Source organism: Burkholderia thailandensis E264 (assembly GCF_000012365.1).
Taxonomy (GTDB): domain Bacteria; phylum Pseudomonadota; class Gammaproteobacteria; order Burkholderiales; family Burkholderiaceae; genus Burkholderia; species Burkholderia thailandensis.
Genome location: NC_007650.1, coordinates 2493765 through 2507978 on the forward strand (window position 1 = coordinate 2493765; position 14214 = coordinate 2507978).

A 14214-nucleotide genomic window follows, 5' to 3' on the forward strand; every position below is an offset into this window, starting at 1 on the left:
TTGTGCCGTATTCCAAAATCGAGCCGAACATGAAGTTCGAATCATCTTGAGATACATCGATACAATCACAACCCGGATAGTTTCCACGTCCATCTCATTAGACGCTTCCGCTATCCAAATTACTTACTTCTTCCAGATTGTTAAAGAACGACAGCCGATACAGTTTCCTGCATCACTCTGACTGGCTCAATCGCCAATGCTTAATGCTCGCTTCCAAGCACTTACCATTGAGGATTGGTGGAGGCAGACGGGATCGAACCGACGACCCCCTGCTTGCAAAGCAGGTGCTCTCCCAGCTGAGCTATGCCCCCATACAGAGACACTCAGGTTTATTCCGCCAGACAATTGGTGGGTCTGGTTGGATTCGAACCAACGACCCCCGCCTTATCAAGACGGTGCTCTAACCGACTGAGCTACAGACCCCTGAGTCTGTCCTAATTTACAGCCGATAAGCGTGAGCGCTCAACTTCGCGGATTTAAGCTCGAGAAAGGAGGTGATCCAGCCGCACCTTCCGATACGGCTACCTTGTTACGACTTCACCCCAGTCATGAATCCTACCGTGGTGACCGTCCTCCTTGCGGTTAGACTAGCCACTTCTGGTAAAACCCACTCCCATGGTGTGACGGGCGGTGTGTACAAGACCCGGGAACGTATTCACCGCGGCATGCTGATCCGCGATTACTAGCGATTCCAGCTTCATGCACTCGAGTTGCAGAGTGCAATCCGGACTACGATCGGTTTTCTGGGATTGGCTCCCCCTCGCGGGTTGGCGACCCTCTGTTCCGACCATTGTATGACGTGTGAAGCCCTACCCATAAGGGCCATGAGGACTTGACGTCATCCCCACCTTCCTCCGGTTTGTCACCGGCAGTCTCCTTAGAGTGCTCTTGCGTAGCAACTAAGGACAAGGGTTGCGCTCGTTGCGGGACTTAACCCAACATCTCACGACACGAGCTGACGACAGCCATGCAGCACCTGTGCGCCGGTTCTCTTTCGAGCACTCCCGCCTCTCAGCAGGATTCCGACCATGTCAAGGGTAGGTAAGGTTTTTCGCGTTGCATCGAATTAATCCACATCATCCACCGCTTGTGCGGGTCCCCGTCAATTCCTTTGAGTTTTAATCTTGCGACCGTACTCCCCAGGCGGTCAACTTCACGCGTTAGCTACGTTACTAAGGAAATGAATCCCCAACAACTAGTTGACATCGTTTAGGGCGTGGACTACCAGGGTATCTAATCCTGTTTGCTCCCCACGCTTTCGTGCATGAGCGTCAGTATTGGCCCAGGGGGCTGCCTTCGCCATCGGTATTCCTCCACATCTCTACGCATTTCAGCTGCTACACGTGGAATTCTACCCCCCTCTGCCATACTCTAGCCTGCCAGTCACCAATGCAGTTCCCAGGTTGAGCCCGGGGATTTCACATCGGTCTTAGCAAACCGCCTGCGCACGCTTTACGCCCAGTAATTCCGATTAACGCTCGCACCCTACGTATTACCGCGGCTGCTGGCACGTAGTTAGCCGGTGCTTATTCTTCCGGTACCGTCATCCACCCCGGTTATTAGCCAGGATGATTTCTTTCCGGACAAAAGTGCTTTACAACCCGAAGGCCTTCTTCACACACGCGGCATTGCTGGATCAGGCTTGCGCCCATTGTCCAAAATTCCCCACTGCTGCCTCCCGTAGGAGTCTGGGCCGTGTCTCAGTCCCAGTGTGGCTGGTCGTCCTCTCAGACCAGCTACTGATCGTCGCCTTGGTAGGCCTTTACCCCACCAACTAGCTAATCAGCCATCGGCCAACCCTATAGCGCGAGGCCCGAAGGTCCCCCGCTTTCATCCACAGATCGTATGCGGTATTAATCCGGCTTTCGCCGGGCTATCCCCCACTACAGGACATGTTCCGATGTATTACTCACCCGTTCGCCACTCGCCGCCAGGCCGAAGCCCGCGCTGCCGTTCGACTTGCATGTGTAAGGCATGCCGCCAGCGTTCAATCTGAGCCAGGATCAAACTCTTCAGTTCAATTCCTGTTACTGTTTTCGGTTGTTTCCAACCGGTCGCTCACTCAAAGCTGACAGGTCATATGAATTGCTTCATAAACCTGACTTACTTTAGTGTGAGACTCTTGATACTTTTGCTTGCGATCCGAAGATCGTCCGCTTACATCAAGCGCCCACACTTATCGGCTGTTCATTGTTAAAGAGCACATCTGCGAGAAAACTTTCCTACTCAACTCCGTCTTCTCAGCAGCGCTGCGTTGTCAGCAGCAGAGAAACGAGATTATGATCACTTATTCGCAGCACGTCAACAACTTTTTTACTACCGTGTCGCGCAGCGTCTGGATCACCATTTCACGCTCTCGGTCGCAACCACCGCCGACCGCACTACCCGAGCCGTGAAACTTCCCGCTCCCCTTCGCGCTGCGTTCTCCGTAGCGCGAAAGAGGCGTGATTGTAGGCAGCTCTGCGCTTTCGTGCAAGCACTTTTCGATAGATTCTTTGCAGCCCCGCTTCGGGCCGGCGAAACGGCCGATGCGCGCGGGCGCGCCGGCTCGGAGCGGGGCGCTCGGCCATATCCGCGCGAGCGCCTACTGCTTAGATAGGGGAAGCGGGAGCGTCCGTTATCTGGTGACGCGCGCGACCGCGCGAAGGTAGTGCGCCAGATCCGGCGTCGGCTTGCCGGCAACCTTCGCTCGATCGTCCCAGCGGCGCACGCGGATCGCGTCCGGCGCATACGGGCGCTTCAGAAACGCTTGCGCTTCAGCGTCCGAGAAGACGCCGCCCTGCAGATGCAGGCTGCGCACCGAGTCCGCAGACAGGCGCGCGTAATACGACGCATCGATCGCGCACAGGCAGCGCTTCGCGTCGACGTGCAGCCGGATCGGCTCCAGCACCGCGTCGGGAAACAACGGCCGCAGGAACGGCAGCACGTAATACTGATGCAGGTCATCGATACCGTGCGCGGTCGGCGTCTCGCCCAGGCGGTTCAGCAGATGGCCCAGGTCGTGCAGCAGCGCCGCCGCGATCAGCGCGTCGCCCGCGCCCGCCTCTTCGGCAAGCTGCGCGCTTTGCAGCGCATGCTCGCGCTGCGTCACCGGCTCGCCGCTGTAGGCGATGTCGCCGTGGCGATCGTACAGCATGCGGATGTCGTCGAGGGTCAGCGCCATCTCGTCACGCCCACGGCAGGGAGAATGTCTTCAGGTTCGTGAAGCTCTTCATCGCCTCCTGCACCCCTTCCTTGTATCCGAGCCCGGAATCCTTGATGCCGCCGAACGGCGTCAGCTCAAGCCGGTAGCCCGGCACCTCCCACACGTTTACCGTGCCGACGTTCAGCTCGTTGACGAAGCGCACGATCGCATCCGCGCGGTCCGTGCACACGCCCGACGACAGGCCGAACGCGGTGCCGTTGCTGATCCGGATCGCGTCGTCGATCGTGTCGAACGCGATGATCGGCGACACGGGCCCGAACGTCTCCTCGCGCACGAGCGTCATCGATGCGTCGACGCGATCAAGCACCGTCGGCGCATACAGCGCGCCGCGCCGCGCGTTGCCTGTCAGCAGGCGCGCGCCCCGCGCCACCGCTTCGTCGACGCGCGCCTCGAACAGCGCGGCCGCCGCCTCGTCGATCACCGTCCCCATCCGGTTCGTCGGGTCGAACGGATCGCCGTACGTCCACGCGCGCGTGTGCTCGACGAGCAACTCCGTGAAGCGTGGCGCGACGCGCTTCTGCACGAGGATGCGCTTGACCGCCGTGCAGCGCTGGCCGGAATTCTTGTACGAGCCCTGCGCGGCGAGCGTCGCCGCGCGTTCGAGGTCGGCGTCGTCGAGCACGATCAGCGGATCGTTGCCGCCCAGCTCGAGCACGATGCGCCGGTAGCCGGCCTTCGCCGCGATGGACTTGCCGATCGCGACGCCGCCCGTGAACGTGATCAGCGCCGCGCTCGGGTGCGTCAGCAGTTCGTCCGCGATTTCGCGCGGATCGCCCGTCAGCACCTGCAGCATCGGCTCGGGCAGGCCCGCTTCGTACAGCACGTCGGCGAGATACAGCGCCGACAGCGGCACCTTCTCCGACGGCTTCACGATCACGCGATTGTTCGTCGCGATCGCCGGCGCGATCTTGTGCGCGACCTGGTTCATCGGATGATTGAACGGCGTGATCGCGACGATCACGCCGTCGAGCGGCTGCCGCTGCGAGAACACGCGGCGCGACGTGCCGTGCGGCGTCAGATCGCACGAATAGCTCTGCGCGTCGTCGCGCAACGCCTCGATCGACGCGAACTTGAACACGTCCGCGACGCGGCCGATCTCGTAACGCGAATCCTGTTTCGACAGGCCCGATTCGAGCGAGATCAGCGTGGACGCCTCTTCCGCGCAGGCAACGAGGCGCGCGGCCGCGCGCTCGAGTATCTGCGAGCGCTCGTAGCGCGACAGCGTCGGCCGGTACGCGCCCGCATAGTCGAACGCGCGGCGCACGTCGTCGACCGTCGCAAGCGGCACCGTGCCGACGCGCCGCCCCGAATACGGGTCGAATACGTCGAGCGTGCGCGCGCGCGCCGCCCGTTGCCCGCACCAGCGCAGCGTCTCGCGGCGGTAAGCGGGGTGATCGCGAAGCGGCGGCGGCGTCATCGCACGGCCCGGTTCAGCGCGAGGTCGAACAGATCGAAGTTGCGCAGCCGGCGGCCTGGCTCGACGCCCTCGATCCGGCGATTGAACAACAGCGGCACGCGCTGCTCTGACAGGCCGCCGTGCGAGCGCAGCGGCACCGTCAGCCCCGACAGGTCGTGCTCGCTCTCTCGCGTGCCGAGCGCGACATCGCGCCGGCCCACGGCGACGACATCGCCGATCCGGTCGGCCGGCAGCTCGAAGCGCTCGGCCGCCGTCGCGTTGTCGAGCGCGAGTTCGATGCCGTCGATCGCGCTCAGCCGGCCGATCACTGCGGCCGCGTCGACGCCTTCCTCGACGTAGATCGTCGCGAACGAGCCGAGCGCGCCGTGATGGACGACGTAGGGATCGGTGATCGGCAGGATCACGCGCGCGCGGCGCGGCCCGAGCCACGCGTCGAGCGCGTCCTGCAGATAGACGACGTTCGGCTCGCCCGTGCGGGGATCGTGCTTCGCGTTCATCCCATGATCGGCGGTCACGCCGATCACCCAGCCGAGCGCATCGAGCGCCGCGAGGTAGCGGTCCATCATCGCGTAGAACGCGTTCGCGCCGTCGCTGCCCGGCGCGCACTTGTGCTGCACGTAATCGGTCGTCGACAGGTACATCAGGTCCGCGCGCCGGTTCTGCGCGAGCCGCACGCCCGCCGCGAGCACGAATTCCGACAGCGCCGCGCTGTAGACGTCGGGCGACGGCAAGCCGACGAAATCGAGCACGTCGGCGATGCCGTTCTCGCCGAGGTTCGCCTGATTCGCCTTCTCCGCCGAGAAGCACACGCCGCGCATCCGCCAGCCGAGCAACCGGCGCAGCTTGTCCTTCGCCGTCACGACGGCCACCTTCGCGCCCGCGTCCGCCGCCGCGGCGAGTAGCGTGCCCGCGCGCAGGTACGCGGGGTCGTTCATCATCACCGCAGCGCCCGCGCCGCGCTGCGCGTCCGGGTCCCAGAAGAAGTTCCCGCAGATGCCGTGCACCGACGGCGGCGCGCCGCACACGATCGACAGGTTGTTCGGGTTCGTGAACGACGGGATCACGCAGTCGGCGTCGAACGCCGAGCCCTCGCGCAGCATCCGCGCGATGAACGGCGCGACGCCCGCGTTCGCGGCCTGTTCGAGGTAATCGTATTCGCAGCCGTCGACGCAGACGGCCACCGTCGGCTCGGCCGGCATCCGGTAGGCGCGGCCGTTGACTTCGATGTGTCGATTCATGGTGTTTCGCCCTTCGAGCCCTTTGCTCATGTCACGCGCGAACGGCGCGCCACCGCGCCGCCCATCGCGTCGTTCACCGCGTCGTTCACCGCGTCGTTCACCGCGCCGGCCGCGGCGCGCGCGACGCGATCGCGACGAGCGCGACGAGCGACGCGCCGAGCAGCAGCAGCGACAGCGCCGATGCGGGCAGGTAGTAGCCGCGCTCGACGTCGCCGATCACGACGATCGGCACGGTCGCGAAGCCCGGCGGGTAGACGGTCAGCGTCGCGCCGAGCTCGCCGAGCGACAGCGCGAAGCCGAGCGCGAGGCTCGCGCGGATCGCCGGCACGAGCTGCGGCAGCAGCACGCGGCGCAGCACCATCGCGGGCGGCGCGCCGAGGCTCGCCGCCGCCTCGCGCAGCACGGTCAGCTCGGGGCGCAGCGCGGCGGCCGCGCACCGGTAGCAGAACGGCAGCACGAGCGCGAGCTGCACGAGCACGACGATCGCGGGCGAGCTCGACAGGTCGACGGGCCTCGCGTGATACGCGATCAGCACCGCGAGCCCGAGCACGACGCTCGGCACGCCGTTGGGCAGCATCACGAGCGCGTCGACGAGCGCGCCGACGCCGCGCCGGCTGCGGCCTTCGAGCGCGAGCGCCAGCGCGATGCCGAGCGCCGTGCCGAGCGCGGCGACGCCAAGCCCGATCTCGAGGCTCGCGGCGAGCGCGTCGAATTCGGGCCGGCCGAGGCGCTCGAACCAGCGCAGGCTGTAGTCCGCCGGCAGGATCGTGCCCGACCAGTGCTCGGCGACGCTCGACAGCGCGACGACGACGACGGGCAGCACGAACAGCCAGCAGCAGGCGAGCGCCGCGAGCACGGCGAGCGCGCGCAACGCGACGCGCGAGGCCGCGTCGGTCCAGCGCAGCTCGCGGCGCGGCACCGGCGCGGCGCGCGTCGGAAAATCAGCGGGCATCGCGCCCTCCTTCGTTCGCGCGGCGGCTCATTCGCCGGTACAGCGCATAGAGCGCGAGCGACATCGCGAGCATCACGACCGCGCCCGCGGCCGCGGCCGGCAGGTCGATGTCGACGGTCGCGCTGCTGTAGATCGCGACGGGCAGCGTGATGAGCCTCGCGCTGCCGAGCACGAGCAGGATGCCGAATTCGTTCAGCGTCAGCAGGAAGCACAGGATCACGCCCGCCGCGATGCCCGGCCAGGCGAGCGGCAGCACGACGCGCCGCGCGAGCATCCAGCCGTTCGCGCCGAGGCTCGATGCGGCTTCGACGAGCCGCGGATCGAGCGTCGCGAACGACGCGAGCGTCGGCCGCACGACGAACGGCGTGTAGAACACGGTCTGCGCGAGGATCACGCCGCCCGCGCCGAACAGGAAATCGAGCGGCGGCGCGTCGAGGCCGAAGGCGCGCTGCAGCGCGATGCTGAGCGAGCCTTGCGAGCCGTACAGGAAGATCAGCGTGAACGCGACGAGAAACGACGGAAACGCGACGTACAGCTCGAGGAAGCGCGTGACGAGCGACGCGCCCGGAAACGGCCGGAAGAACAGCAGCGCGGCGAGCAGCACGCCGACGACCGACGCGGTGCCCGCGCTCGCGAACAGCACCCACAGCGTCGTGCCGAGCACGTCGCGCACGTCGTGACTCGCGAAGAAGGACCGGTACGCGGCGAGCGTCGGCCCGTGATCGCCGAGCACGCTCAGCAGCGCGAGCCGCGCGAGCGGATACAGCACGAGCGGGCCGAGCACGACGGCCGCGAGCGCGACGATGCGCGCGGTCGCGCGCCGCTCGCGGCGACGTGCGGCGGCGTCGTGCGCGGCGGCCGACGCGCGGATGCGGGCGTGCGCCGCCGGATCAGCGGCGAGCGCCGCCCGCGGCTCAAGGTGCGATAAGGATGACATCGTCCGCCTCGCAATCGAGCGACACGCGCGCGCCGCGCTCGGGCGCCGGGCCCCGGCCGCGCTGCATCGTGACGAGCACCGGCTCGTCGCACGCCGCGTCGAGCATCACGGTCAGCGACAGCGCCGCGCCGTGCCATTCGACCGACGCGATCGTGCCGTGCAGCCGCCCTTCGCCCAGCGGTCGCACCGCGAGGCGCTCCGGCCGCACGCACGCGACCCTGTCGCGCACGTCATGGCGCGGATCGCCGAACGCAAACACGACGTTGGGCGGCAGCAGGTTCGCCGCCCCCAGGTATCGCGCGACGAAGCCGTCGGCGGGCGCGTCGTACAACTGCTGCGGCGTGCCGAGTTGCGCGATGCGGCCCTCGCGCATCAGGAGCGCGCGATCGGCGAGCACGAGCGCGTCGTCGCGATCGTGCGTCACGCAGACGACGGTCAGGTTCGGCAGCCGCTCGTGCAACGCCTTCAGCTCGCTGCGCACCGACGCGCGCAGGTTCGCGTCGAGCGCGGACAGCGGCTCGTCGAGCAGCAGCACGTCCGGCTCGATCACGAGCGCGCGCGCGAGCGCGACGCGCTGCTGCATGCCGCCCGACAGCTGCGCGGGCAGATGATGGCCGGCGTCGCCGAGCTGCACGAGCTTGAGCGCATCGGCGACGCGCCGCGCGATGTCCGCGGACGACATGCGCCGCGCGCGCAGCCCGAACGCGACGTTCTCGAACACCGTCAGATGCGGGAACAGCGCGTAGTTCTGGAACAGCAACCCGAGATTGCGCTTGTGCGGCGGCGCGTGCGTGAGGTCGCGGCCGGCGACGGCGAGCGTGCCCGCGAGGCCGTCCGCCTTCACGAAGCCGGCGATGAAGCGCAGCAGCGTGGTCTTGCCGCAGCCGCTCTTGCCGAGCACGGCGAGCAGCTCGCCCGCGCCGATCTCGAGCGACAGATCGTCGAGCACCGTGCGCGCGCCGTAGCGCACGCTCAGGTGCTCGATGCGCACGCCGCCGGGCGCGCCCGCGCGCGGCGCCGCGTGCGGGCGCGCCGCGTCGAACGCGCGGGGATGAGTGAGACTTGCGGTATCCACCAGGTTTTCGTCCTTCGACGCGTCATCGCGTCGGCTTGACTTCGCGGCCGCGGCGCGCGCTCATTTCGGCTTGACGACTTCAGTCTGCTTGCCCGAATCGCCGATCACTTCCTTCTTCCAGCGCTCGGTCCACACGGGCTTCTTCGCCATCACCGCGTTCCAGTCGACCGGAATCAGCTTCACGCCGGCGATCGCGCGCTTCACCGCCTCGCCGTTCCTGCCCGAAAGCGGCACGTCGGTGCGGCCCGGGATGCCGAACATGTCGGGCACCTTCGCCTGCACGTCGGTCGACATCAGGTAATCGATCAGCTTCTTGCCCGCGTCCTGGTTCGGGCCGCCCTTGACAAGACCGATCGCGTACGGCAGTTGGAACGTCGTCGGCGGCTCGCCTTCCTTCGCGGCGACGAAGATCGGCTTGATCGACAGGCCGCCGTGCTCGGCGTCGTCGAGGTCCATCTGCAGATCGCCGTTCGCGACCGCGATCTCGTTGCGCGACAGCAGCACGTTCAGGTAGCCCGTGCCCTTCGTGTGGAACTTCACGCCGCGCTCGAGCTTCGCGAGATAGTCGAACGCCTTGTCCTCGCCCATTAGCGCGCTCGTCAGGATGATGACGGCCATCCCGTCGCCCGCCGTCGCCGGGTTCGAGTACGCGAGCTTGCCGCTGTAGTCGGGATGCAGCAGATCGGCGAACGTCTTCGGCTGGCTCTTCACGACCGACGGATTGATCGCGAACGAGAAGTAGTTGTTGACGAACGTCGCCCACGAGCCGTCTTCGGCCTTCGCGATCGCCGGCACGTTCCGGTAGTTGACGCTGCGGTACGGCTGCAGCAGGCCGAACTGGCCCGCCTGCTGGATGAACGGCGGCAGCGTGACGATCACGTCGGCCTTGGGCGAGCTCTTCTCGACATTCGCGCGGTTCACCACTTCGCCGCTGCCCGCCGTCACGATGTTCACCTTCACGCCTTCGCGCTTCTCGAACGCGGGCAGCACGTCGCGGTACAGGTTCTCGAGGCCGTCCGCCGTGTACAGCACGACGGCCGCCGCCTGCGCTTGCGCTGCCGCGCCTTGCAACAGCGCGGCGGCAAAGGCGGCGAGCGCGAAGCGGCGCCAGGCGCCGCCGCGCGGGAAATTCGAATACGTCATGTCTCTTCTCCGTAGGGTGGAACCACGAACGGCCGAACGGTGCGGAACCTCGTCAGCGCGGGCGCGCCGCCGTCCCGCCGCGGCCGGACGCTCCGGTTTTTCGCGGCACCCGAAGCATCACAGCGTTCGATGACAGCTCCGTGACGATCGATCCAATTTCCAAAAAGCGACACATTTCGCCACTATTCTCCACATCCAGAAACGACCTGCCATCGATTTTTCCGGGAGTGACGAAGCCATGCCAGAACGTGATCCCATCCTGTTGACGCCCGGCCCGCTGACGACATCGCGCATGACGCGCGATGCGATGCTGCATGACTGGGGCTCGTGGGACGCCGCTTTCAACCGGCTGACGAAGAGCGTCTGCGCCGATCTCGTGCGGATCGCGGGCGGCGGCGACGCATACGTCTGCGTGCCGCTGCAAGGCAGCGGCACGTTCGCCGTCGAGGCGGCGCTCGGCACGCTCGTGCCGCGCGACGGCCGCGTGCTCGTGCCGAACAACGGCGCGTATTGCGCGCGGATCGCGAAGATCCTGCGCCGGCTCGGCATCGCGCACAGCGAACTGCCGTTCGCCGAGGACGAGCCGGCGAGCGCGCAGGCGATCGACGCGGCGCTCGCGCGCGACGCGCGGATCACGCATGTCGCGCTCGTGCATCTCGAAACGAGCGCCGGCCTGCTGAACCCGCTCGACGACATCGCCGCCGTCTGCCGCGCGCGCGGCAAGGCGCTGATCGTCGATGCGATGAGCTCGTTCGGCGCGCTGCCGATCGCGCTCGCGGGCAGCGGCATCGACGCGCTGATCTCGGCGAGCGGCAAGTGTCTCGAAGGGGTGCCCGGCATGGGCTTCGTGATCGCGCGGCGCGCGCCGCTCGAGGCGGCCGAGGGGCGCTCGCCGTCGGTGGTGCTCGATCTGCACGACCAGTACGCGTACATGCAGCGCACGTCGCAATGGCGCTTCACGCCGCCGACGCACGTGCTCGCCGCGCTGCGCGCCGCGCTCGACCAGTTCTTCGACGAGGGCGGACAGCCGGCGCGCGGCGCACGCTACGCGGAGAACTGCGCGGCACTCGTCGACGGCATGCGCGCGCTCGGCTTCGAGCCGTTTCTCGACGCGCGCGCGCAGGCGAGCGTGATCGTCACGTTTCACGCGCCCGCCGATCCCGCGTATGCGTTCGCCGCGTTCTACGCGGCCGTGCGCGACGCGGGCTACGTGCTGTATCCGGGCAAGCTGACGACGGCCGACACGTTTCGCGTCGGCTGCATCGGCGCGCTCGGGGCGCACGAGATGCGCGGCGCGGTGGCGGCGATCGGCGGCGCGCTGAGAGCGCTCGGGATCGCGATGCGGTGACGCGCCCCGCCGTCGCGCGCGCCCATGAACAACGGCGCGCGCCGGCCGAAGCCGGGCCGCGCGCGCCGCTCATGCGGCCCGCCGGCCGCTACAGCTCGATCCGCTTGATGTCGCCGACGATGAAGATGTACGACAGCGCGCCGATCAGCGCGACGACGCCGATGAACGCAAGCGCGCCGACGAACGATCCGGTCGCCGCGACGATGAAGCCGACGACGAGCGGCGTGACGATGCCCGCGAGGTTCGCGGCGAGATTGAAGATGCCGCCCGTCGCGCCGAGAAGCCCTTCGGGCGCGATGTCGGACACGAGCGTCCAGCCGAGCGCGGCCATCCCCTGCGCGAAGAACGCGACCGACATGATCGCGATCACCGCCTCGTTGCTCTGCACGTAGTTCGCGAGCACGATCGTCGATGCGAGCAGCAGACCCGCGATGATCGGCAGCTTGCGCGCGACGTTCGCCGATGTCCCCCGGCGCAGCAGCCAATCGGAAAAGAGCCCGCCGAACATCACGCCGACCGACGCCGCGATGAACGGCATCACCGCGAAGAAGCCGATCTTGAGCCAGCCCATGTGGCGCTCGGTCGCGAGATAAGTCGGGAACCACGTGAGGAAGAACACGAGCGTCGAATTGCCGGCGAACTGGCCGAGGCAGATGCCCGCGAGCTGGCGCTTCTTCAGCAGTTGGCCGGCGATGCGCCAGTTGAACTTCGCACGCGTGCCGCCGCTCGCGGCCGACTGCACGAGACCGCCGCCCTCCTCGATGTACGCGAGCTCGGCCGCGTTCGCGCGCGGATGGTCGTTCGGCTCATGATAGAACTTCCACCAGACGAAGCCGAACAGGATGCCGACGCCGCCCACGGCCCAGAACAGCGACCGCCAGCCGAACGCGCCCATCAGCGCGAACAGCACAGGGCTCAGGAACGCGAGGCCGATGTATTCGCCGACGGTATAGGTGCCCGTCGCCATCGCGCGCTCCTTCTGCGGAAACCACGTCGCGACGACGCGGCTGTTGGTCGGGAAACACGGCGCTTCGGAGAAACCCAGCCCGAGCCGGCAGGCGAGGAGCGGCGCGACGCCGTGCACGAAGCCCTGCAGCAGCGTGAACAGAGACCACAGCGTCATCGACCAGTAATAGGTGACCCTGCTGCCGAAGCGATCGAGCAGCAGGCCGCCCGGCACCTGCGCGAGCACGTAGGTCCAAGAGAATGCGGAGAACATCACGCCCATCGCCGCCGCGCCGATGCCGAGCTCTTTCGTGAGCCCCGGCGCCGCGACGCCGAGCACCGTGCGATCGAGATAATTGATCATCGTCCCGATCGCGAGCAGCGCGAGAATCCGGTAACGCGCGTTCGAGCGCGGCTGCGCGGGGCTGGCCGCGCGGGCGGCCGCGACGGCCGCCCGCGGCGCGGCGTCGGTGTGGATCGGCTGGGGCATCGATGTCTCCTGATGTATCTCTGTCTTTATATCGGGGTGAGGGAATTCAGCGCGCGACGAGCGCCTGGAAGTGCTCGAACATTCGCTCGGCGTCCGGCGCGCGGCCGGTGAAGATCTCGAACGCGTCGACCGCCTGGTACACCGCCATGCCGCCGCCGGGCAGCGTGCGGCAGCCGAGCGCGCACGCCGCGCGGATCAGCTCGGTCTCGAGCGGGAAATAGACGATGTCGGCAACCCAGAGATCGCTTCGCAGCAGCTCCGCCGGCAGCGGCAGGCCCGGGTGCTTGAGCATCCCGGTCGGCGTCGCGTGGATCAGGCCGTTCGCGTTCGCGAGCGCGCCGGCGAGCGGGCCGCCCGCGCTCAGCCGCGTGTGCGGGAAGCGCGCCTGCAACTGGTCGGCGAGCGAGCGCGCGCGCGCCGGGTCGACGTCGAAGAGCGCGAGTTGCGTCGCGCCCATCGTGAGCGCCGCGTGCGCGACGGCCGCGCCCGCGCCGCCCGCGCCCAGTTGCACGACGCGCTCGAGCGACGCGCCCGGCAGCCCGCGCGCGAACGCCTTCGCAAAGCCCGACCAGTCGGTGTTGTGACCGATCCGCCGGCCGTCCAGAAAGCGCACCGTGTTGACCGCGCCGAGCGCGGCCGCGTCCGGCGACAGCTCGTCGAGATGCTCGATCACGCGCTGCTTGCACGGATGCGTGATGTTCAGGCCGTCGAAACCCATTCGCTCGGCCGCCGTGAGCAGCTCGGGCAGCGCGTCGGCCGTCAGCCGCAGCGCGTCGAGATCGATGCGCCGGTACACGTAGTTCAAGCCCTGGCGGCGCCCCGCCTCCTCGTGCATCGCGGGCGACAGCGAACCGCCGATCCCGGAGCCGATCAGGCCGATCAGAAACGAACGTCCGCTCATCGCGCGCCCTCCTCGCGGATCAGCGTCGCGATCCGCTGCAGCGCGAGCACGTAGCCTTCGGTGCCGCAGCCGCAGATCACGCCATCGGCGACCGCCGATACGAACGAATGGTGACGGAACGCCTCGCGCCGGTGGATGTTCGAGATATGCACCTCGATGATCGGCTTGCCGAGCGCGGCGAGCGCGTCGGCGATCGCGACCGACGTATGCGTGTACGCGGCCGGATTGATCACGACTCCCGCGACGCGCTCGCGCGCTTCGTGCAGCCAGTCGATCAACTGATGCTCGGCGTTCGACTGGCGAAACTCCAGCGCGAGGCCGAGCGCGTGCGCGGCGTCCGCGCAGCGGCGCTCGACGTCCTGCAGCGTCTGCGAGCCGTAGATGCGCGGCTCGCGCTTGCCCAGCAGGTTCAGGTTCGGCCCGTTCAGGACCAGCACCTTCGGCTTGCTCATGTATGACACTCCGATGAAAAACGGGTACGTATCGGTAGACGATCGCGCGGGCGTCGTCAAGATTCGGCGCCAGTGTGCGCTTGCGCTCGCGCAATGTCTTTCCGGGTTTTC

Annotated in this window: 11 protein-coding genes, 2 tRNA genes and 1 rRNA gene; 1 reads left to right on the forward strand and 13 read right to left on the reverse strand. The window is 67.3% G+C overall.

Annotated elements, in window-relative coordinates; genetic code table 11:
* Positions 1–235 precede the first annotated feature (235 nt).
* The 10 genes from BTH_RS10465 to phnS all read right to left on the reverse strand — a co-directional run bounded on the left by BTH_RS10465 (position 236) and on the right by phnS (position 9967).
* Positions 236–311 (reverse strand) — tRNA-Ala (locus tag BTH_RS10465).
* Between the two features lie 35 nt (positions 312–346).
* A tRNA-Ile gene (locus BTH_RS10470) sits at positions 347–423 on the reverse strand.
* 64 nt (positions 424–487) lie between these two features.
* A 16S ribosomal RNA gene (locus BTH_RS10475) occupies positions 488–2019 on the reverse strand.
* Between the two features lie 598 nt (positions 2020–2617).
* Positions 2618–3163 carry a phosphonate degradation HD-domain oxygenase gene (locus tag BTH_RS10480; protein ID WP_009908037.1) on the reverse strand — a complete coding sequence of 182 codons (546 nt, stop codon included), beginning with the start codon at positions 3161–3163 and terminating at the stop codon, positions 2618–2620.
* Between the two features lie 4 nt (positions 3164–3167).
* Positions 3168–4622: a phosphonoacetaldehyde dehydrogenase gene (gene phnY, locus BTH_RS10485; protein ID WP_009893979.1), complete on the reverse strand. Its 1455-nt coding sequence runs from the start codon at positions 4620–4622 to the stop codon at positions 3168–3170.
* Positions 4619–5890 carry a phosphonoacetate hydrolase gene (phnA, locus tag BTH_RS10490; RefSeq protein WP_009893981.1) on the reverse strand — a complete coding sequence of 424 codons (1272 nt, stop codon included), beginning with the start codon at positions 5888–5890 and terminating at the stop codon, positions 4619–4621. The genes phnY and phnA overlap by 4 nt, the downstream gene beginning before the upstream one ends.
* 67 nt (positions 5891–5957) lie before the next feature.
* Positions 5958–6812, reverse strand: a complete 855-nt coding sequence (phnV, locus tag BTH_RS10495; RefSeq protein ID WP_009893982.1) for a 2-aminoethylphosphonate ABC transport system, membrane component PhnV — start codon at positions 6810–6812, stop codon at positions 5958–5960.
* Complete coding sequence (gene phnU / locus BTH_RS10500) at positions 6802–7749, reverse strand: 2-aminoethylphosphonate ABC transporter permease subunit (protein WP_009893983.1); 948 nt, start codon at positions 7747–7749, stop codon at positions 6802–6804. Before phnU ends, phnV begins: the two co-directional genes overlap by 11 nt.
* Positions 7727–8824: a 2-aminoethylphosphonate ABC transport system ATP-binding subunit PhnT gene (gene phnT / locus BTH_RS10505; protein ID WP_009893987.1), complete on the reverse strand. Its 1098-nt coding sequence runs from the start codon at positions 8822–8824 to the stop codon at positions 7727–7729. Before phnT ends, phnU begins: the two co-directional genes overlap by 23 nt.
* A gap of 60 nt (positions 8825–8884) precedes the next feature.
* Positions 8885–9967, reverse strand: a complete 1083-nt coding sequence (gene phnS / locus BTH_RS10510; protein ID WP_009893988.1) for a 2-aminoethylphosphonate ABC transporter substrate-binding protein — start codon at positions 9965–9967, stop codon at positions 8885–8887.
* A 238-nt stretch (positions 9968–10205) separates the two neighbouring features.
* On the opposite strand from phnS, the gene BTH_RS10515 reads away from it, so the two are divergent.
* Positions 10206–11315: a 2-aminoethylphosphonate--pyruvate transaminase gene (locus BTH_RS10515; protein WP_011401489.1), complete on the forward strand. Its 1110-nt coding sequence runs from the start codon at positions 10206–10208 to the stop codon at positions 11313–11315.
* An 88-nt stretch (positions 11316–11403) separates the two neighbouring features.
* On the opposite strand, the gene BTH_RS10520 is transcribed toward BTH_RS10515, so the two are convergent.
* The 3 genes from BTH_RS10520 to aroQ are packed head-to-tail and all read right to left on the reverse strand — an operon-like array spanning position 11404 to position 14103.
* Positions 11404–12750, reverse strand: coding sequence for an MFS transporter (locus tag BTH_RS10520; RefSeq protein ID WP_009893991.1), 1347 nt, complete (start codon positions 12748–12750; stop codon positions 11404–11406).
* A 46-nt stretch (positions 12751–12796) separates the two neighbouring features.
* Positions 12797–13651: a shikimate dehydrogenase gene (locus BTH_RS10525; RefSeq protein ID WP_009893993.1), complete on the reverse strand. Its 855-nt coding sequence runs from the start codon at positions 13649–13651 to the stop codon at positions 12797–12799.
* Positions 13648–14103, reverse strand: coding sequence for a type II 3-dehydroquinate dehydratase (gene aroQ, locus BTH_RS10530; protein ID WP_009893994.1), 456 nt, complete (start codon positions 14101–14103; stop codon positions 13648–13650). Before aroQ ends, BTH_RS10525 begins: the two co-directional genes overlap by 4 nt.
* Between the last annotated feature and the right edge of the window lie 111 nt (positions 14104–14214).